This window comes from Chloroflexus aurantiacus J-10-fl (genome assembly GCF_000018865.1).
Lineage (GTDB): Bacteria > Chloroflexota > Chloroflexia > Chloroflexales > Chloroflexaceae > Chloroflexus > Chloroflexus aurantiacus.
In genome coordinates this window covers 2,243,245-2,264,761 of record NC_010175.1, presented here as the reverse complement: position 1 = coordinate 2,264,761, position 21,517 = coordinate 2,243,245, and the positions used below count along the sequence as shown (strand labels likewise).

Here is a 21,517-nt window from a genome sequence, read left to right as displayed (position 1 = left end):
CCCCCTCGCCGCGACGGACGGAAGCCCTCGCCCCTGCGCACCGGTCGCCTCTACGGGTCACCCCGCCTCCAGCTCCGGCCGCTTATCCCGCTCATCTCGCGGGGGGCTTACCAGCCTTGCGCTGTGAGAGCAGTCGTCTTGCGGCGTGTTTCCCACTTAGATGCTTTCAGCGGTTCTCACTCCCGGACATAGCTACGGAGCTTGCAGGCCGCCCCACAACTCCTCCACCAGCGGTCCGTCCAGCCCGGTCCTCTCGTACTAGGGCCAGCCCCGCGCACTGCTCTACGCGCTCAGAGCGGATAGAGACCGAACTGTCTCACGACGTTCTGAACCCAGCTCGCGTGCCGCTTTCATGGGCGAACAGCCCAACCCTTGGGACCTACTCCAGCCCCAGGATGCGACGAGCCGACATCGAGGTGCCACGCTCCGCCGTCGATATGAACTCTTGGGCGGTCTGAGCCTGTTATCCCCGGGGTAGCTTTTATCCGTTAAGCCACAGCCCTTCCACCCGGTACTGTGGGATCACTACGGCCGACTTTCATCCCTGCTCGGCTCGTCTGCCTCGCAGTCAAGCGCCCTTCTGCCGTTGCACTCCACGGCGGATGACCATCCCGCCTGAGGGCGCCATTGCGCGCCTCCGTTACCTTTTAGGAGGCGACCGCCCCAGTCAAACTACCCGCCAGCCACCGTCCCAGCCTTCCGCCGGTGAGGGCAGCGCAGACCGAAGAGTGGTATTTCACCGTCGGCTCCAGCAGACCCGCAAGTCCGCCTTCTCCGCCTCCCACCTATCCTACGCATCCGCCTGCACGGCCCGATGGCAAGCTGTAGTAAAGCTCCACGGGGTCTTTTTGTCCCGCTCTGAGTTGGCCGCATCTTCACGGCCACTGCAATTTCACCGAGCCCCCGGTCGAGACAGTGCCCAGATCGTGATGCCTTTCGTGCGGGTCGGAACTTACCCGACAAGGAATTTCGCTACCTTAGGACTGTTATAGTTACAGCCGCCGTTTACCGGGGCTTCGGTTTGGAGCGTTCACCCCTCCCCTTAACCTTCCGGCACTGGGCAGGCATCACCCCCTATACGTCGCCTTCCGGCTTCAGCAGGGAGCTGTGGTTCTGGTATCCAGTCGCCCGGGCCTGGACCCTGCGGCTGCCTCGGGCTCCACCCGCCAGGGGCTTCACCCTACACGCAGCACCCCTTCTTCCGAAGGTACGGGGTCAATTTGCCGAGTTCCTTAACCGGGGGTCACTCGTCCACCTTGGTCTCCTCGACCTGTCTACCTGTGTCGGTTTGCGGTACGGGCGTGGGTGGTCTCCCGAGCCGGCCTTTCGTGGCTGCACAGGCGCCTCGCCATTGGCGGTTGGTTCCCCAACCCCCTTTCACTCACCTCTCGGTCAGCGCAGGACGGATTTCCTTCGCCCTGCTCCCTACCGGCTTGGACGGCGCTCGTCTCGCCGCGGCGACTACCCCTCAGCATCCGGCATTGGTCAAGCGACCACTCCACGGTACAGGACTATTCACCTGTTGTCCATCGGGTCTGGCCGTGGCCGTCCCCTTAGGCCCGACTACCCTGCCGCGGTGCATCCGTGCGGCAGAACCCTTTGACTTTCGGTGGCGATGATTGCCACATCGCTTCTCCGTTACTCATTCCGGCATTCGCACTCGTGCCCGCTCCAGTGCGGCTTCCGCCGTCCCTTCCCTGCGGTCACGACGCTCCCCTACCGTTGACCTTCCGGTCAACCCGCGGCTTCGGTGGGTCGCTTTGCCCCGTTACAGCCTCGGCGCAGCGCTGCTTGACCAGTGAGCTGTTACGCACTCTTTCAAGGATGGCTGCTTCTAAGCCAACCTCCTGGTTGTCTAAGCGGCGCCACAACCTTTCCCACTTAGCGACCACTGGGGGACCTTAGCCGGCGGTCTGGGTTGTTTCCCTCTCGACGACGGATATTCGCACCCGCCGTCTCACTCGCGGTGCACACACCCGGCATTCGCAGTTTGCCGTCGCTTGGTAAGCGGTGAAGCCCCCGCACAACAACAGTGCTCTACCTCCGGGTGTGCCATTGCCGCGGCTGTACCTCAATACATTTCGGGGAGAACCAGCTATCTCCGTGTTCGATTGGCATTTCACCCCTACCCACAGCTCATCCGAGCCTTTTGCAACAGACACCGGTGCGGCCCTCCACGTCCTGTTAGGGACGCTTCAGCCTGGCCATGGGTAGCTCACACGGTTTCGGGTCAATCCCCGGCGACGCTCGCCCTGTTCAGGCTCGCGTTCACTCCGGCTCCGGCTGGCACTGCCTTAACCACGCCACCGAGGATTACTCGCCGGATCATACTCCAAAAGGCACGCGGTCACCGGTTGCCCGGCTCCCACGGCGTGGAAGCACACGATTTCAGGGTCTCTTTCACTCCCCTCACCGGGGTACTTTTCACCGTTCCCTCACGGTACTGTGCGCTATCGGTCACTGCGTGTAGCTTGCCTTGGACAGTGGTCTGCCCGGCTTCAGCCCGGGTTCTTCGTGCCCGGACCTACTCAGGAACGACCCCTCACGCTGAGGCGCACGCATACGCGACTCTCACGCTCTCTGGTGCAGGGTTCCACACTGCTTCTGCTGAACGCGGTCGCGTGAGGCCCATCGAGCAGGATGGGCGTGGGTCGTCCTCCAACCCCGTGCGCGCAACGGCTGCTCCCTTGGCACGCGCACGGTTTAGGCCTCACCCGGTTCGCTCGCCGCTACTACGGGTGTCGTTCACTCTTCCTCCGGCTACTGAGATGTTTCAGTTGGCCGGGTTCCCGCTCCGCGCATGCGGAGCGCTGCCAGATGGCAGCGGGTTGCCCCATTCGGAGACCTCCGGATCACAGCCTGCACGCGGCTCCCCGGAGCATATCGGTGCCGTGCCCCGTCCTTCCTCGGCACGCAGCGCCATGGCATCCATCGTGTGCTCATCATGTCTTCCGTCCGTCACGGCCAATGGGCCGAACGGCGCCTGGTGCACGGGTGGACAACGCGCACCAGGGATGGTGATGATGCAGGTTCTCTCTCAACAATCGCGTGAGTTGTCAAGGTACGACCGGCCCGTGGCGAAAAAAAGCGGTGCAGGCAAACTGCGCTGCGCCGTGAACGACGGGCCAATTGGTTGCGGAGCGTGCCCGGCTGGGCCGTCCTCCGTGTCATCGCCGGAGCGATTGACGGGTGAGAGTATAGCAAGAGCTGCCGGTTTTGTCAAGCGGGCACAGCGCAATCAGATTTATCCCGTCAGAATGAGGTAATATCGCGATCTCCCTAGACTATGTGCTGAGAGTGATTTTGAGATTTTTGTCCCTCTTCACCCAGCAAGATCGTTCGCTCCCGGAAAAGATCTTACTGCTGGCAGTACCAGTTACCCTCTTCAGCGAACCGTAAAGCCAACGACATCTGATACAGAAGTATCAAAAAAGCAAACTCTCGTTTCTACCTCAATCCCCCTTTGCGGCTCATGCTATAATAGATAACAATGAACTCACTGTGAATAAAATCACCAGCAGACGCGCATATACGCGCCAAGTGAAAGCGCAGGGAACCGTGAAAGAATTCTTCCGCCTAAGTCGAAAAGGGTTTACCGGGCGTGAGGATCAAGACAGCGCCCAAATCCCCGATGATCTGTGGGTGAAGTGCAGTTCCTGTCGTGAGCTTATCTACAAAAAACAGCTCAACGATAACCTGAAGGTCTGCCCCAAATGCGGTCATCACATGCGCCTGAGTGCCCACGAGTGGCTCGGTCTCCTCGATGTCGGTTCGTTCCGCGAAATGGATGCCAATCTATTGCCGACCGATCCCCTGGGTTTCGTCACCGACGAGGAGAGTTACGCAGCCAAGCTGGCGAAAACTCAACAACGCACCGGCATGGCCGATGCAGTGATTGCCGGCATTGGTGCCATCAGCAACATGCAGATCTGCGTCGCAGTGGCTGATTTCTCCTTCATGGGCGCTTCAATGGGCAGTGTCTACGGCGAAAAAATGGCCCGCTCCGCCGAACGGGCTGCTGAACTGGGTGTCCCTCTGCTCACCATCAATACATCCGGTGGTGCTCGTCAGCAAGAGGGGGTGATCGGGCTGATGCAGATGGCTAAGGTAACAATGGCTCTCACCCGGTTGGCGGATGCCGGTCAACCCCATATTGCGTTGCTGGTTGATCCCTGTTACGGCGGTGTGACGGCTTCGTATCCTTCGGTGGCCGATATTATCATCGCCGAACCGGGAGCCAACATTGGTTTTGCCGGCAAGCGTTTAATCGAGCAGATCATGCGCCAGAAGTTACCAGCCGGCTTCCAGACCGCCGAGTTTATGCTCGAACATGGCATGATCGATATGGTGGTGCCGCGAAGCGAGATGCGTGACACACTGGCCCGTATTCTGCGTCTCTACCGCCAGCGCTCAACATCACCCGCTAAAGCTGAGCTTGCCGGTCGACGAGCAACGTTACCGCAACCGATTATGTAACTGCGTGTGAGGCATACAATGGAAGAAACTGCTATCCCTCAATCGCTGACGCCCTGGGATCGCGTACAACTGGCTCGCCATCCACAACGGCCACACACGCTGGATTACATTGCTGCTCTGTGTGAGGATTTTGTCGAATTGCATGGAGATCGCCGCTTTGGCGATGACCCGGCGATGGTCGGTGGAATGGCAACCTTTGCCGGTCAAACGGTGATGGTCATCGGGCATCAAAAGGGCAACGATACCCGTGAAAATATGCGGCGCAACTTCGGTATGCCCCATCCCGAAGGGTATCGCAAAGCGCAACGCTTGATGCGCCACGCCGAGAAGTTTGGCCTGCCGGTCATCTGTTTCGTCGATACACCGGCTGCCGACCCCACCAAAAGTTCAGAAGAGCGTGGTCAGGCGAATGCGATTGCTGAAAGCATTATGCTGATGACAACGCTGCGTGTTCCGAGCATCGCGGTTGTGATCGGTGAAGGTGGTAGTGGTGGCGCATTGGCTATCAGTGTCGCTGACCGCATTTTGATGCAAGAGAACGCCATTTATTCCGTGGCCCCGCCAGAGGCAGCCGCCTCGATCCTGTGGCGTGATGCCGCAAAAGCACCCGAAGCAGCGCGGGCATTGAAACTAACTGCCGCCGATCTCTACGATTTACGGATCATCGATGAGGTCATCCCCGAACCACCAGGCGGCGCCCACGCAGATCGTTTAACCGCAATTACCACTGTTGGCGAACGTCTGCGTGTGCATCTGGCCGATCTGCAACAACGCGATATTGACACCCTGCTGCGCGAACGATATCGAAAGTATCGCTCGATGGGTCAGTACCAGGAACAACAAATGGATTTCTTTGGTCGAATGTAGTGATGAACAGGTGATGGTTGTCTGGCGCGTGGCCTGAACGTTCGGCTGCCACGCGCCTTTTGTTGCAAGAGGATGGAACAGTGAACAGATTCAACTTCGATCAGATCATTCCTCGTCGCGGAACCGGGAGTATCAAGTGGGAACAGTATCCGGCTGATGTCTTGCCGATGTGGGTCGCCGATATGGATTTTGCCTCACCGCCGGCCGTGGTCGCAGCCCTGCACGAACGAGCAGCGCACGCAGTGTTTGGGTATCCCGCTCATCCTGAACGCCTGACAGAGGTTATTTGTGAGCGCATGGCTCATCTGTACCAATGGGAAATTCAACCGGAACACATCCTCTTCCTGCCCGGATTGGTTTCGGCGATTAATGTCCTCTGCCGGGCTTTCGGTGAACCCGGTGATAGCGTGCTGACCCTCACGCCAGCCTATCCACCCTTCTTGAGCGCACCCCGTAATCAACAACGACAGATCGACACCTGTGAATTGTCACTCAGCATTTCTGGTTCTATCCTTTCCTACGCTATCGATTTCGATGCCTTGCGGGCGGCAATTCATGAACGCACTCGACTCTTGCTGCTCAGCCATCCACACAATCCGGTCGGTCTCGAATACGATCCACCAACCCTGCGCCGGTTGGCCGAGATGTGTCTCGACCGTAACGTTATCATCTGTTCCGATGAGATTCACTGCGATTTGTTGCTCGGTGAAACACGCCACACCCCACTGGCAGCGCTCGATCCGGCCATCGCCGACCGCACTATCACCCTTATGGCACCCAGCAAGACATTCAATTTACCCGGACTCGGTTGCAGTATGGCGATCATTCCCAATCCCGAACTGCGCCGTCAGGTGAGTCGGGCCGCAGCCGGAATTGTGCCGCACGTGAATGTGTTTGGCTTTGCCGGCGCACTGGCTGCCTACGAGCACGGGGCTGAATGGCTGGCTGCGTTGTTGGAGTATCTGACAGCGAATCGCGATCACTATGTCAGGCGCGTTACCTCCGAACTGGCTCCGCTTCGCTGCACTATCCCCCAGGCTACCTACCTCGGCTGGATTGACTGCCGCGAATTGCCTCTGTCAACCAGCCCATATCGCTTCTTCCTCAACGAAGCGCGGGTAGCTTTCTCTGATGGCGCGGCATTCGGCCCTGGTGGTGAAGGATTTGTTCGCATCAACTTTGGCTGCCCACGTGCCCAGCTCGATGAGGCGTTGGATCGGGTTGCTGCCGCTTTACAGCGACTGGCCGACACTCAGGCAAACACATGAGCGATGTTTTCAGTACTATATACCTAGCCACGACATAATGACATTTTATTCATCAAGTGCTAATCTAGCTGCGGGCATGCAGATGAGTGTGACTCAAGCATCGCAGGAAAGGCTCATATGGCCCGCACACTACACCTGGCACTTTGTATACTGCTTGTTTTGATTACCCTACCTCATATCCCAACAGCTATTGCCGCACCAGCTAACTGCCCGGTTGATCGTTCCCATCTGATCCCGCGTTTTAATGGTCGCTGGTTTTTACTAGGGGCGAATGTCCCATGGCTCAACGGTGGCTACAGTGCCGATTTCGGCACTGTGGAAGAATGGGGGCAGCACACCTACGACGCCAACGCCACCCGTACCATGTTCCGTGCCCTCCGGCAACAGGGGGCAAACACGGTACGCTGGTGGCTCTTCGCCGATGGCCGTGGCGCACCTGAGTTTAATGCCAGTAGCGGTGGTGCCGTCACCGGTTTTGACGCTACCTTTCTCCCCAGTCTGGCCAGCGCGATACAAATTGCGGCTGAAGAGAATATCTATCTTGTGTTCAATCTCTGGAGCTTTGATATGCTCTTCGCCGACTCAACGGCTACGGCACGCGGCGATCACGCAGGTGGTCATCGCGATCTGATCGTGGACAGTGCCAAACGTGCCTCTTTTATCAACAACGCGCTATTGCCGATGCTGCGCTACCCGGTTGGCAACAGTGGTTATACGATAGGCACCCATCCAAACGTGCTGGCGTGGGATATTTTCAATGAGCCGGAATTTGGCATTAGCGAACCGCCGCATTTCACACCGTCCGGCGAGGTTGCGCAACCGGTGACGCTGGCCCAAATGCAGCGATTTATCGCCGAGATTTCCGGCGCTATTCACCGCAATTCAAACCAGTTGACAACTGTCGGTAGTGCATCGATGAAATGGAACAGTAGCACAGCCCTCGGTGCCAGCGGTAATTTCTGGCGTGATGCAGCGTTGACCGCATACGACCCGCAAGGGTATCTCGACTTTTACCAGATTCATTACTACGGCTGGATGAATGGCGATGAGCAGTATTGGAGTTACTCGCCTCTCTTCAACGACTGGTACGAGGCGGGCTTCGACAAACCGGTCGTCGTTGGTGAGCTACCCGCCAATGCAGGCGGCACGAATCGTACTCCTGCCCAACTCCTGACCGAACTCCATGCGAATTGCTATGCCGGCGCATGGGTATGGCCGTATTTCAACGTGAACGATGGCACCGGACAATGGTCGGATGCACAGGCAGCGGTGCGTAGCCTGAGCAATGCCGTACCACATGAGGTACAGATTCTACGTTCGCCTTCAACCCTACCGGTACGTGTCTACATTCCCTTAACGACACGATGATCAAGGATTGTTCGGATACATTTCGATTATAGCCGTTACTTATAATCGTTAGCCGCGACGTAGAGATTGGTAGTGATGCACCAGTATCATCCACCCTCCCCCTCTGATATTGAGCATCACTACCGATCACCACCACAATGCAGGTCTTGCCGAAACACCGATAGGGCATTGTTGGTGATGCAGACGGAGGTTTTGATGCAACGAAGATACTGGCTGATTGTTTCAACCATCTGCCTACTGAGTGGGCTGCTCTGGTTGACATGGCAACCTTCTCTGACTGTTATTGCAAACGGAGGCCATCGTCAATATATCCCCATCATCGTAAAGCCATCGATATTTACTGAAACTTTCACCGGTGAACCGGCACAACCGCAAAGCTGGGACCCCAATCATTGGGATGTCGCTGTTCACTCACGCGATGTTAATACCTGGTATCAGCTTGAGGAAATGTCCGCCGAACACGGCCATGATTGCGCACCAGCCCCGGCAACCCATACTATCAATCGTTACGAAGATGCTGTTTACCAGTGCCGCAACCACATTATGACGGCGATCAAAGCCAGCGGCTATGGCTTGATCTATCTCACCCCCAACCATCTGGTTGATTTCAGCGGTGGTACTGCGACCATCCGTTTCGATGTCTCTACCCTGCGCACCAGTCTGCGCGACTGGATCGATCTCTGGATCAGTCCGTACAACGATCACCTGCAACTGCCCTTTGATATGGAAGTTGATTTGAGCGGGCCGCCACGTAATGGTGTACAGGTGCGGATGGACCTCAGTGGCAACTTCTTCGATGTGATCGTCTACCGCAATTTCCAGCCCACGGTTATCCAGGGCGTTGCTATTCCGTATGAGCGCTTCCTGGAACCAAGCGCAACCCGCCGCGACACCTTTGAGCTTCAGATTTCGCGTACCAGGATCAGGTTTGGGATGCCGGCCTACAATTTCTATTGGGTGGATACTAGCATTGCCGATCTGGGATGGGATCAGGGGGTCGTGCAGTTTGGTCATCACTCATACAATCCGCTCAAAGATTGTACATCATCCTGTCGACCGGGTACCTGGCACTGGGATAATGTCACCATCAGCCCGAGTCGTCCATTTACGATGATCGCTGCCAATCGTCGCTACGCTGATCGCGCCAATCCATCGGTCACGCTAGCGGCACCGGCCCCTGCCAATGCCTACCTGCGCTTCAGTGGCATCGGTCCTAATCTTCAGGTTCGATTTAATGGCGGTGCCTGGCAACCGGCGCGCTTACAGGCTCAAGACAGCCGTTATTTCAAAGACGAACACTTCCGCAACTTCTGGATGCCCATTCCAGCCGGGGTCACGCAGATCGAATTTCGCGGTGATCGCTGGTGGGGGGCAGACTGGCACGTGCGCGGGATCAGTGTATGGGCATTGCCGTAGTGCTGAGTTTTGGCACACGGATGGACGCGGATATGGCGGAGGCACGCGGATACTGGCGGAAGTACTGGTGATCGGTTGCTGCGATACGGTGCCTTATGGAAAGGCAGTAGCGATGGTGCAATCCGCGAATATCCGCTCCATCCGCGAGTATCCGTGTTGAACCCCTGCGGCACACGGATGGACGCGGATATGGCGGATACTCGCGGATGATGTTGTAAGCGCTGGTGATCTGCTACTAACGGTATACGTTGTGCGAGACACGGTTAGACAAGTACGCGGTGGAAGCATAGGGTAACGATCCTGGCTCAATACCGACTTCATCTGCCAGGATGGGTGGCCCAAACTCTCCTGGCCTGCGCTACTGCCTGCACCATCAATTCGGCAATTTGGGCTGCATTCTTGATCGCATCGAAATAGATTTCGGCGTGACGCCGTGCTGCTGCTGCCATGCGCAAGCGCAGGTCTGGCTGATCGATCAGCAACTGCAAACGTGCAGCCAGCATTCCTGGTTCGTCAGGTGGCACCAGAAAACCATTGACCCCATCCCGCACAATATCGGGCAAGCCACCAACCGGCGTTGTGATCACCGGCACCCCAGACGCTATTGCCTCCAGTGCCGCAATCCCGAACGCTTCAGCCCGTGTCGGAAAAACAAACAAGTCAGCCTGTTGGTATAACTCTATCAAACGTGGTGAATTTGGCGTTACATCGTGATACACAAAGACACCCTCTGCCGGATCGAGCGGGCTGCGCGTCACGATGTGCAGCTCCACCGGAGTCGTTAACCGCCTGACCGCATCCAGCAATGTCGGCCCACCCTTACGCACGAAGTCACCACCCACGAAAAGGATTCGCAGAGGTCCAGCCGCTCGCTCGCGGCGAGGCTGCCAGCGTGTCAGATCAATACCCGGTGGAATAACTCGAATACGTTCTGGAGCTACGTGATAATCGCGAATAAGTGAATCGCGTACCCATTGCGACCAGGGCAGAACCCACGCTGCTCGTTGAAATACCTGGACATTCAGATGATGTTTCATGGCAGCAATGAGACCTGGGCGATCAGCACGATGGTGATAGAACGCTGCCATCGCATCATACTGCCGTGGCGTAATATCGGTTGCGATTACATACGGTCGTTGCGTTACCATCTTCCCGGCCAGCACCGCCGGCACCTGGGTATTGAACAGGGCAACGTCATACCGGGTGGTACGAAGCATATGCCGAACCTGTTGTCTCCCGCGCAGCGTCCCTCGTAAATGTTGTGGCAACGGCAGACGCGCAAGCCAGCCATTCCCTGCATACGTTATTGCCGCCCAGCAGGGATCAATTTCCTCCTGATAGGCCAGACCAAAACGCAGGTTTTCGGCGTATGTTTGATGGCCGAGATGTTGTTCCAGGATGAAGAGGCCACGTATCATCAAAACAATCCTACGGCATTGATTGTGACTGAAGAGGCATCTAATCAAACACTGTACTATTAGCCAATTCAGCCCCACTCTTTACCACTCGTGCCGGAATCCCAACGACGGTTGCACCGGCCGGCACATCACGAATCACAACTGCATTTGCCCCAATCTGTGCCCTATCACCAACGGTGATTCCACCCAGCACCCGGGCACCAGCACCAATGAAGACGTCATCGCCAATGACAGGAAACTTCCACTCATTACGCATCCCAATCGTCACCGCAGCGATGACCGAACAATTGCGCCCCATCCGCTGCGGCGCAATAACGGTGCCTACCGGGTGAGCGATGTATAAACCACCCCCAATATCGGCCCCAACCACAATCTCCAATCCGTATCGTCGATAGATTCGACGCTGAACGTAGCCGGGAATGAACGGAATCCCACGCTGCTTACACCACGAACCGAAGCGAAACCAGAGCATTGCCCGTAGAGGAAGATGAGTAAGCAACAGACGCAAAATCTGGCGCAGGCGCAGCGGTTCTGTGCTAATCTGTCCAGGAATCACCCAACGTCGTACATCTTGCAGAAAGAGATCGATCATCGGTCACTCCTTCAGGTCTGAGCCGTTTTCATCACCTGTTGCGCTGTTAAGAAATGATCACGTCCACCTAATTCATCGGCCACGCCCTGGTAGTAACGGAGGTTGAATATGGCGCTGTAGATCGGACGACTCCCTCGTTCTCCCAGCAGACGGTGGGCCAGGAGTGCTACCCGCGGCATCACCGCTAATGCCACAGCACTGGCCCGTGGGCGATCAAGCAATGCATGTACCAGCCAGCGGGTAAGCCGATTACGCTGCGCAAATTCACGACGCACGAAATCGATCAGATCAACCTGCTGCTCGCGACCGAAAATAATGTCGTTACGTCCATACGTGTACGGTGTGGCCAGCCACGAGGCAAAGCTACGCTCGGCGTAGTGGTAGCCGGTTGCCTGCGGCGCAAAGACAAACTCAACCCCTAACTTCGCCAGCCGGTATGCCAGCTCAATATCTTCGGCGCGCCGAAAGCGCTCATCAAACCCGCCCACATCCAGAATCAATTGACGGGACAATGATGTATTGCCGGTGTAAAATTGGCGTGCCGTTGCCGGCCAGATACCACTGGTCATCGCCCGATACTGTTTCTCCAGCATCGCCTGTTCCCAGGCCACCCAGGGCAATAAACGGACATCGGGCGGTGTGATCATCGTGCCAAGGACAACGCGATTGGGATGTTCGGCATGCCAGCGAAGGTGTTCGTTGATTAAATCCGGTGCCGGCACGACATCATCATCCAGAAACAGCACCAGAGGGCTACTGGCCGCTGCGACACCGCGATTCCGTGCCGCTGCCGGACCTGCATTGTCTTGTTGAATAAAGGTGAACTTGAAAGGAAAGTGCGCTCGCTGCGCATACTCAGCCGTCCCATCGGTAGATCCATCCGAGACAACAATCACTTCAAACTGATCGTGCCGGTAACGCTGGCCGCTAACAGCCGCCAGCACCCGCTGCAAGCGCTCTACCCGATTATAGGTTGGAATAACAATGCTGACACTGAGTGAAGGATTCTGATTCATACGCTTATAACTGCCTAATCACACGTGCCGGGACTCCTGCTGCCAATGAACGCGGCGGGATGCTCTTGGTCACCACACTACCGGCACCGATCACACTACCAGCGCCAATCGTCACACCGCTCAATACCGTTACCCGCCCACCGAGCCAGACGTTCTCTTCCAGAATAATTGGGGCTGATGGTGGACGTTCCTGGCGCCGCTCTGGCTCCAGACGGTGGAAGTCGTTGTCCATAATCATGGCGTAGGTACCGATATTACAACGCGGCCCGATACGTACCAGTTCAGTTGCCGCAATTGAACAACCATAGTTGATAAACGTCCCCTGACCAATCTCTAACCGCGCCCCATGAGCTACTGCCAGCTCGAGTGGCACAATCGTTGAAACCAATCGCGCTCGCTCACCGATGATGAGCTGGCCATAATTACTGATTGCCGGACGCCCCCACAACCGTACTCGTGGCCCCAATGTCGCACTACGGAGATACCAGCGTGCCCGCAACACAGCCAGAATATCGCTCACAATGTCGGTTAGCGGACGTGATGGCATAGCTGTTCCTCCCTATTCTGCCATGTCTACATTACCCAACTGAGATGAACGGATTCTAAACAAACTGCTCTTGCAAGCTGACAGTTTCGTTGCTGAGTTCTTATCTAAATCTCAGCTTTCAGTGATACGGTAGAGTTGAAAGTTTATGTAGTTATGGAGTATGTATGCCTCTACCCCGTCTTGTCTCTCTCTTTTGGCTCCTCATCATCGTAACCAGCGGCTGTAGCTGGATACGCCAGCCCAACCAGAGTGATTTCGGGCAACCAATTCCTACCCCAACGTTACCAGACACCATATCAGTGGTTATTGACACTACCGATCTCGGACAACCAATCACCGGTATTGGTGTCAATATCAATGGCGCATACTGGCACGACGGTACATTTGCTCCCGCCCTCGATACACTCTACAACGAGCTGGGTGCTCGCATCTTTCGCGTGATTGTCGAAACGAGTGCGTGGGGCGACCTTACGGCCACAACACCACCACCGATTGATTATCGCATGCCACCATTCGACAGCGTATGGGCAATTATGCACTATCTGGAGCAAAAACCCGCCACCCACGTGATTCTGAGTGTCATGGGTGAGCCACCGGCATGGATGGACGTAAGTCAGGCGAGTTCCGAACACACTGAACGATGGGTTGAGACCATGAATAACCTCATTGCAGCCGGTCGCCAGCAAGGAGTGTCATTGCAATGGTTCTCTCCGCTCAACGAAATTGATTACGGACCACCCGAAGGACCAAAACTCACCCCAGACCGGTATGCAGAGGTGATGGAACAATTAGCAGTGCAGTTGCAAGCCAATGGTTATGGTGAGATTGGCCTGATCGGACCGGAAACCGCCTTTAGCAGCGCTACCGATGCCTACCTGCGTGCATTGAAAAACAAACCGACAGTAACGCAGATGCTGAAAGCGGTTGCCATGCACGACTATGCCGGACAATTGAGTGACATTCGTCCAGACCTGATATCATGGCCGGTATCGGCACCAGAAATCTGGGTGACTGAATTTTCACAATGGTGCACCGCGTGCAATGAAGAACCAACCCGCAGTAACGAATGGTCATTTGGTGCCGATAGCGCCGAATTTCTGATCCGTTACCTGCGGCAGGGTGTACACGCGGCACTCCTCTACGATGGCGTTGATGGCTTCTACACCCACCACGGCACGTTCGACTATTGGGGCGCCCTGGCCTATGATCCGACGAGCGGCGAGTTTCAGGTCCGGCCACGCTTTGCTGCTATTGCGCAGATTGCCCGCTTCGTCACACCGGGAGTGGTACAGATAGGGGTTTCAGCCGATGCAGCCTTACCGCTTGTCGCCTTTCGCGATCCGGCCACCGGAACAATTCACATCATCGGACGCAATGCCACAACCCGTCCACTAACCCTCACACTGAGCAATATGCCGGCTGCAATAGAGGTCACACTGAACCAGACCACCAGCTCTCTTATTCCCACCAGTACAACGGTAACTGCAAGCGAGATACCGGTGGCTGCTGACGCAATCTTTGCTGTGACATTCACTGCTTCTGATGAATGAGATAACGATTTGGTCACACAGATTAATCGACCAGATATTCAACAGTTTTCCTCATTTCATTTTTAGCTATAGGTAAACCAATCGCTTCCGATCTATATGATGAAGCAATCCGCGCAGACACCCTCTCATAAAGGCGACAAAGCGCCCTAAACCGTGAGGACGCTGCAAATGTGAGAGAGATAACAGCGGCTCAAGCAATACCGGCTGCAACTCATACCAGAGCAATATACCGGCCTCGAAGTAACCGGCCTTTACAGGCTTGATAAATGCCGCACCTAACCCTTCCCAATTGCGCGCTGTCAGACGGCGGCCCTCTTGCCAGGTCCGAAACCCGTAGTGAATGACTGATGTCGCCGGTGTTCCGACTACAGACCAGCCGGCCAGGATAGCGCGAATGGCAATATCGACATCCGCTGCCGACTTAAACGTACCACCCGGCCCCAGACTCTCGTCGAAACCGCCTATCTCCAGAATTCGTTCTCGATGAATGGCCATGCCCGCACCAATCCCCCGTACATACCATTTCTCGCGCAGGGTATTGACGACGACACGTCTGGTGCATTGAAAGCCAGGGACAAACCCGGCGCTGGGGTCGTGGGGACCTGGCAAAACGTTACAGTAGAGCACGGCTGCGTGCGGCTCAGTCCCCATCTCGGTTTCCAGAATTCGCAACCAATCTGGTGGTACCACACAATCATCATCGGTGATTGCGATCAGGGGTGAACGTGCGATACGCAGACCGAGATTGTGACCTTTCGCCCAACCCTTGAAGCGTACAGGCACGTAGTGCAAGCGTCGATCATGATGAAACTGTTGTAATGCCTGAAAAGTGCCTGCATCACTGCTCTGATCGATCACGAACACCTCAAAGGCCGGATGATCATTTGCGAGAATACTTGCAACGGTGTCCGCAACAGTCCCACCACGATCACTCGTACAGATGACCACGCTTATAGTAGGGAGCAACATAGTTGAGTCTTCTGCACTGAATCTAAGAGCATTGACTAAAACAAAGATCGGACAGCAACTGCTCTATTTCCATCACGAGTGTATTATGCAGAGGAAGTCTCAGATAGGGATACCATCATTTGACGCAATTTTTCACCACTGACAAAACCTTCATTCGGAGGCAGCCGAAAACCATCCCAGAAACCACGTAACCGCTGGTGCGAGTACATCAACTCCCGGCGATCTCCACGCAGTAGGGCTGGCAGTGCCCGCACAAGATGTTTTACTTCACGAGCCAGAAACCAGGCACCGGCGAACAGATCGCCACGCCGGGTAAATCGCCCAAAATTGCCGCCGTTGCCATACTGATAGCGGGCAAAGAGCGCTTCAGCTTCAGCTTGCGGACGAAATCCATGGAGATGCACCACTTCAATATGCGGACAAATCTTGTAGCGAGCGCCACTCCGCACAATTCGCCAGCACAGATCGGTATCATCTGATGCCCGCAGACGGCTCCCAGGGCCACAAAATTCATCGTAGCCACCAACTCGATCAAACAGGCGTCGTCGCATACTAAAGTTAGCGCCTGAAGCGTGCAACGGAAAGTGCCAGCGCGACAGGTACGGCCATGCCTCAAATTCCGGCGTATAGCCGGCCGTCCGGTCGTATGGTGATGCGCTGAGTCTTCCGGCAATAAAATCCAGCTCTGGATCAGCACTGAATTCGGCAACAATCTGGGCCAGCCAATCGGGTTTCACAACCACATCATCATCAATCAACGCTACAATCTCACCGTGACTCGCCGCAATTCCCAGATTCCGCGAACTCGCCGCCCCAAAGCCGGGGCGCCGATTGAGCAGATAGTGGAAGCGCGGATCGCTGTGGAATGGAGAGAGAATCATCTCACTGGCATTATCAGGACTTTGATCAATCACGAACAACTCAAACTCCTGATACGTGCTCTGAAAAACACTCTGCACCGCATCGTATAACGGCTGTGGGCGCTGCTTTGTTGCAATAATGACTGAAACCAGCATATATTCTCTCCACACTACAGTGATCGCTCGATGATTGCCGGCACCCCTGTTACCCCTTGATAGACAAGCTGCGCACGGTTTATTGGATGGGCCAGACCGCGCAGACAACCACGCACCAGAGCCACGAGCCGACCTAAACCACGTGGTCGTTGCAAGCGGAGAACTGGTAATAGCGGCTCGATCAGCGCGGGTACCAGCAATTCGTACAGCAGCACGATCCCGGCCTGCCACCGACCAGCTTTTAACGGCTTAATATAGGCAGCGCCCAAACCTTCCCAATCTCGTGCAGCCAGTTCCCTGGCTTCCCGCCAGGTACGAAAGCCATCGTGGATCACAAAGGTTGCAGGTGTTTCCAGCACGTACCAGCCGTGTGCAATGGCCCGTACTGCAATATCGGCATCTTCTGCGGATGGAAAGTACCCACCGGCACCCAACACCTCATCAAAACCACCCATGGCCAGCACCGGCTCACGACGTACCGCCATCCCGGCACCAATGCCACGGGCACGACATTTTTGCCAGAACGTCTTCACGACAGCACGTTGACGAAGCTGGTAGCCGGGGACAAAGCCGGCACCGGTATCGTGTGGCCCTTCAAACACATTACAAAACAGCACTGCCGCCTGCGGTTCACGTCGCAATTCGTCTTCAATGATACGTAGCCAGTCTGATGGCACCCGGCAATCATCATCGGTAAACGCCACCAGCGGTGCACGAGCCAGTTGTAAACCAATATTGCGGGCCAGCCCCAACCCCTTGGTCGGCGTAGTGATGTAACGTAAACGCCGATCATGGTGGAAGCGCCGTAACGCAGTTCCCGTCACCTCATCGGTGCTTTGATCAACGACAATCAGTTCAAAAGCGGGATGATCGTTAGCCAGAATACTTTCGACCGCGGCCAGAATACGCTCGCCCCGGTTGCGAGTACAGATAACAGCACTAATCGTCGGCAAACTCATCCCCTCCCCCTACTAACGCCCTCGTCGCATCAGGACGTTATGTAAACTCTCATACCGGATATTCTGACGTAGAAATCCACACTGCCTACACCCTGGCATACGCCGGTAGACCCAGTAAATCCGGGATCGTTACAATCTCATACCCCTCATCACGGAGCCATGGAGTCAATAAACGCACAGCCCGTGCCGTCTCTGTCTTTTCCCAACGAATCTGATTCGAGACTGAGTCGTGCATCAAGATAATCGAGCCGGGTTTGATCAATGGCTTGATCTGGGCAACTAAACGTTCTGCAGGGACTTCCGGCACCTTCCAATCGTCAGGATAAATATCCCAACCGATCACCGCATAGCCACGCTGATGCAAACGCTGCCCTTCCCATGGTGTCAACCACCCCCACGGTGGCCGGTAGAGGCGTGGTCGCAGACCGATAACCTGGGAGATCGCCGTCGTCGCCTCATCGATATGCGCACCACCCCGTAGCATCAAACCTGCTTTACGGCTGTGCATCATCGAATGGTTGCCGATCACGTGCCCTTCAGCAAACGCCCGCTGCACCACTTCGGGATGCCATTGTACGCTGAGGCCAACACAGAAAAATGTCGCCTTCACGCCAAGTTCACCCAGAGTATCAAGCAGCCATTCGGTACACGGGCGCGACGGCCCATCATCAAAGGTAAAAGCAACCGCCCGCCGGGTACGCGGCCCGTGATTATAGTAGTAGCCAAACCCACCATACGGTGGACTTAACAACACATTCCCAACCTGATCGATAGTTTTACTAACCACCGCACGTACATTCATAGCAATCCCCGGTTAAGCCGATGCCATTGTCTGCTCAGAAGTAACCGATGGCTGACGACGGAACAAGCGATCATAGAGCCGGGCGCCAAGCAGTGCACGTAACGCAATTGCCAGCGATCCCTTTTGGAACAAGGTCTCCCAGGGGCTTACCTGCAAACCGACCTTGTAAAATTGCCAGCCCAACGGAATATTCCCGCTGAATACAGCATCAGCAGCAAACGAAATCAGGGCACGCTGGCGTGCTTTACGGTATAACCACTGCCGTTTACGTTGTTCCTCTTCTGGCATCAGACTGAATGTCCAGTCAAAGATACGAAATAGTTCAAGAATGGCATTGCGTAACGCGGTAGGATCCTTCGACATGCTGGATGGATGCCGACGATAGGCGTAGAGCATCTCATCAATGTAGGCAATATCCCCAAAATGGCATAATCCCAGCCACATTTGAGCATCAAGCGACCAGCGCAGCGTTGGATCATAACCACCAATCGCCTGATATGCGCTCTTGCGGATCATGGTGCCACTATGCTGGGGATACCCTTTAAGCAGAAAATCGGTGAAGACATCACGCCCATCGCGCACATAGCTGGCCGGGGCCAACCGACTGACAAAGCTCAGCGTCTGCTCATCGGCGTACAGGCCATAGGCACTAAACGCCATCACCACCTGTGGATGGCGTTCGAGAACCTCGATCTGACGGGCAAACGCATGCGGCGAAACAACCCAGTCATCAGCCGAGATCACATTCAGATAGGTTCCCCGCGACAATGCCATTCCTTCGATCAACGAAGCCACGAAGCCTTTATTCTGCGTATGATTGACCAAGCGGATTCGCGGATCGCGCAGATACGGTTGAATTACCTCCAGCGAATTGTCGGTTGAACAATCATTGATCAGGATGACTTCAAAATCGGTAAAGCTCTGATGCAGGATTGAATCAAGGCAGTTCGCCAGAAAATGCCCATAGTTGTAATTCAGAACCGTGACCGATAATAATGGTACTTGATGATTGGCTGTCATTGCCAGCTCCCTGATGTTTACGCTGTACAGGCTGCTGCCAGCGTCGCAACCACATACTCCTGCTCATCCGCAGTCATCTGCGGGTAGAAGGGCAACAGGATGCTACGATCCTGGCATATTCCGATTGTGGTAAATGGTACCCTTCCCGCCGCCAATACGGTTTTTCGCGATGCGCACACATGATGCCGCGCCGGGTGGCAATGCCGTGATCGAGCATATATTGCATAACAGTACGCTGATCGCATCCTTCCGGCAGATAGATTGGGTAGCTTTGCCAGTTGGTTCGTGCATACGGTGGTTCCACCGGTATACCCACCCCTGGAATTGAACGTAACAAGCTGGCATACTGGTCGGCCAACCGGCGGCGTACAGCGATAATTTCGGGTAAACGCCGCAACTGTTCGCGGCCAACCGCAGCCTGAATATCGGTCATGCGGTAGTTATACCCAACAACATTGTATTCCTCGAAGATTACCTGATTAGCCAGATGACGCACCCGATCATTGACGCTCATCCCGTGTTGGCGGAGTAAACGAAACTGCTCGGCATACTCAGGATTGTTGGTCGTCAACATCCCACCATCACCGGTACTCAGGACTTTACGCGGGTGAAACGAGAAGCAGGCAATCACGCCGTGCGGCTTCCCTATGCGTTCCCAGCGCTCACCCCACCAAATCTCGCTCCCTATCGCGCAGGCAGCATCTTCGATCACAGGCAGTTGATACGCATTAGCAATCGCCAGGATCCGTTCCAGATCGGCCGGCATCCCCATCTGATGTACGGTTAAAATGGCTTTCGTGCGTGACGTAATTGCAGCCTCGATGAAGGCCGGATCCATATTGTGGGTTGCCGGATCAATATCAACGAAGACCGGTTCAGCACCACAGTAGCGAACACTGTTCGCGGTGGCAATGTAGGAATGACTAACTGTGATAACCTCATCGCCCGGACCCACGCCTACGGCCAGCAAAGCGAGATGAAGGGCGGTCGTACAATTTGATACCGCCACCGCGTAGGCAGCACCGGTGTAAGCCGCAAACTCTTGCTCGAAGGCAGCGACTTCAGGACCCTGGGTAATCCATCCCGATAAAATCACTCGTTGGGCTGCCTCAGCTTCTGCCTGCCCCATCACCGGTTTGGTGAGCGGAATATGCCGCTTTGCCGTTGTCGTCATAGGTTGACACTCTCCTCTTTTTTCCAGTTGTGTACGCGCTCTTCAGCCAATAGATCGGCAATGGCCACGCCACGGCTCAGGTACCATTCCTGTAACCGCTGTAGCCCTTCCTGGAGTGAAACAGTTGGTGTGAAGCCCAGAACGTGTTGGGCGCGCGTGCTATCGGCGTAGAGGCGTAACACATCACCTGGACGTGGGATATCGTAGACAATCGCTGCATCAGGCCGGCCAACAACCGTCGCCACAGTACGGGCCAGCTCGTTGATCGAGATTTCGCGTCCCTGCCCCAGATTAAACGTTCCGCCGATGGCAGCATCGACCATACCGGCCAGCATGATGCCACGAGCGGTATCGCTGACATAGGTAAAATCGCGGGTTTGCGTCCCATCACCAAAGATCACCATTGGCAGACCGGCCATTGCCCGCAACATAAATTTGGGAATGACTTCACCGCTGTCGCCTTCGTGATGACTGCGTGGCCCAAAGCTGTTGAAGGGTCTGACCACGACCGTCGGATAGCGATAGCTCTCCCAGAAGGCGCGCGTATAACATTCACCGGCCAGCTTTCCGCCACCGTACACCGTCATCGGATAGGTTGGATGCTCTTCCGTCATGGGCACCCAGCGGGCAGTGCCGTACACTTCCGAACTTGACACATAGACGAAGCGCGGGACATCGGCACGGCGGGCCAGATCGAGCAAGATCAGGGTACCAGTCGCATTGACATCGTGATTCTCAAACGGATCGTGCAGGCTATGGCGAACACCCAGGCAAGCCAGGTGGTAGACAATCTCCACGCCCTGCACTAAGCGAGCAATCACCTCGCGCTGACGAATATCAACCTCGACCAGCTCTACATCGGCATCGGCGAGATGGGCCAGATTCGCCCGCTTGCCATTGACTAAATTGTCAACGACGACAACCCGATGTCCGGCAGCAGCCAGTTGAGTTACCAGTTCGCTACCGATAAATCCCGCGCCTCCGGTTACCAAAATACGTTTTGCGGTCATGGTCTTTTCCCTAAAGATGCTTGCTGTTGGTATACATCGTTTGTGTGTA

17 protein-coding genes and 1 rRNA gene are annotated in these 21,517 nt (G+C 55.6%); 6 read left to right on the top strand and 12 right to left on the bottom strand.

What is annotated here, in order from left to right:
- Positions 1-15: 15 nt before the first annotated feature.
- Positions 16-2,955 (bottom strand): 23S ribosomal RNA (locus CAUR_RS08645).
- Positions 2,956-3,558: 603 nt separating this feature from the next.
- On the opposite strand from CAUR_RS08645, the gene accD reads away from it, so the two are divergent.
- From accD to CAUR_RS08620, 5 genes are all read left to right on the top strand, one after another.
- Entirely contained in the window at positions 3,559-4,476 is a 918-nt protein-coding gene (gene accD, locus CAUR_RS08640) for an acetyl-CoA carboxylase, carboxyltransferase subunit beta (protein ID WP_012257520.1), read from the top strand.
- 18 nt (positions 4,477-4,494) lie between these two features.
- A complete protein-coding gene (locus CAUR_RS08635; protein ID WP_012257519.1) occupies positions 4,495-5,343 on the top strand; it encodes an acetyl-CoA carboxylase carboxyltransferase subunit alpha in 849 nt (282 codons plus the stop codon).
- Positions 5,344-5,423: 80 nt separating this feature from the next.
- Entirely contained in the window at positions 5,424-6,611 is a 1,188-nt protein-coding gene (locus tag CAUR_RS08630) for a MalY/PatB family protein (protein ID WP_012257518.1), read from the top strand.
- 117 nt (positions 6,612-6,728) lie between these two features.
- A complete protein-coding gene (locus tag CAUR_RS08625) occupies positions 6,729-7,979 on the top strand; it encodes a glycoside hydrolase 5 family protein (protein ID WP_012257517.1) in 1,251 nt (416 codons plus the stop codon).
- Positions 7,980-8,174: 195 nt separating this feature from the next.
- Positions 8,175-9,395, top strand: a complete 1,221-nt coding sequence (locus tag CAUR_RS08620) for a hypothetical protein (protein WP_012257516.1) — start codon at positions 8,175-8,177, stop codon at positions 9,393-9,395.
- 317 nt (positions 9,396-9,712) lie between these two features.
- Here CAUR_RS08620 and CAUR_RS08615 read toward each other — a convergent pair whose 3' ends face one another.
- The 4 genes from CAUR_RS08615 to CAUR_RS08600 are packed head-to-tail and all read right to left on the bottom strand — an operon-like array spanning position 9,713 to position 12,968.
- The gene (locus CAUR_RS08615; RefSeq protein ID WP_012257515.1) at positions 9,713-10,813 is read right to left on the bottom strand and encodes a glycosyltransferase family 4 protein; all 1,101 of its coding nucleotides are present in this window, start codon (positions 10,811-10,813) and stop codon (positions 9,713-9,715) included.
- Between the two features lie 40 nt (positions 10,814-10,853).
- On the bottom strand, positions 10,854-11,405 hold the full coding sequence (locus CAUR_RS08610) for a serine O-acetyltransferase (protein ID WP_012257514.1): 552 nt from the start codon (positions 11,403-11,405) through the stop codon (positions 10,854-10,856).
- Between the two features lie 11 nt (positions 11,406-11,416).
- Complete coding sequence (gene epsD, locus CAUR_RS08605) at positions 11,417-12,421, bottom strand: exopolysaccharide biosynthesis glycosyltransferase EpsD (protein WP_012257513.1); 1,005 nt, start codon at positions 12,419-12,421, stop codon at positions 11,417-11,419.
- A 4-nt stretch (positions 12,422-12,425) separates the two neighbouring features.
- Positions 12,426-12,968: an acyltransferase gene (locus tag CAUR_RS08600; RefSeq protein WP_012257512.1), complete on the bottom strand. Its 543-nt coding sequence runs from the start codon at positions 12,966-12,968 to the stop codon at positions 12,426-12,428.
- A gap of 164 nt (positions 12,969-13,132) precedes the next feature.
- Between CAUR_RS08600 and CAUR_RS08595 the strand changes: the two genes are divergently transcribed.
- On the top strand, positions 13,133-14,518 hold the full coding sequence (locus CAUR_RS08595; protein WP_012257511.1) for a glycoside hydrolase: 1,386 nt from the start codon (positions 13,133-13,135) through the stop codon (positions 14,516-14,518).
- A gap of 66 nt (positions 14,519-14,584) precedes the next feature.
- Here CAUR_RS08595 and CAUR_RS08590 read toward each other — a convergent pair whose 3' ends face one another.
- From CAUR_RS08590 to CAUR_RS08560, 7 genes are all read right to left on the bottom strand, one after another.
- On the bottom strand, positions 14,585-15,487 hold the full coding sequence (locus CAUR_RS08590) for a glycosyltransferase family 2 protein (RefSeq protein WP_012257510.1): 903 nt from the start codon (positions 15,485-15,487) through the stop codon (positions 14,585-14,587).
- Between the two features lie 83 nt (positions 15,488-15,570).
- Complete coding sequence (locus tag CAUR_RS08585; protein ID WP_012257509.1) at positions 15,571-16,503, bottom strand: glycosyltransferase family 2 protein; 933 nt, start codon at positions 16,501-16,503, stop codon at positions 15,571-15,573.
- A 14-nt stretch (positions 16,504-16,517) separates the two neighbouring features.
- Positions 16,518-17,462, bottom strand: coding sequence for a glycosyltransferase family 2 protein (locus CAUR_RS08580; protein ID WP_012257508.1), 945 nt, complete (start codon positions 17,460-17,462; stop codon positions 16,518-16,520).
- 85 nt (positions 17,463-17,547) lie between these two features.
- Entirely contained in the window at positions 17,548-18,264 is a 717-nt protein-coding gene (locus tag CAUR_RS08575) for a polysaccharide deacetylase family protein (protein WP_012257507.1), read from the bottom strand.
- A 12-nt stretch (positions 18,265-18,276) separates the two neighbouring features.
- On the bottom strand, positions 18,277-19,284 hold the full coding sequence (locus CAUR_RS08570) for a glycosyltransferase family 2 protein (RefSeq protein WP_012257506.1): 1,008 nt from the start codon (positions 19,282-19,284) through the stop codon (positions 18,277-18,279).
- A gap of 73 nt (positions 19,285-19,357) precedes the next feature.
- Entirely contained in the window at positions 19,358-20,458 is a 1,101-nt protein-coding gene (locus CAUR_RS08565) for a DegT/DnrJ/EryC1/StrS family aminotransferase (protein ID WP_012257505.1), read from the bottom strand.
- Positions 20,455-21,468, bottom strand: coding sequence for an SDR family NAD(P)-dependent oxidoreductase (locus CAUR_RS08560; RefSeq protein ID WP_012257504.1), 1,014 nt, complete (start codon positions 21,466-21,468; stop codon positions 20,455-20,457). Before CAUR_RS08560 ends, CAUR_RS08565 begins: the two co-directional genes overlap by 4 nt.
- Positions 21,469-21,517: the final 49 nt, after the last annotated feature.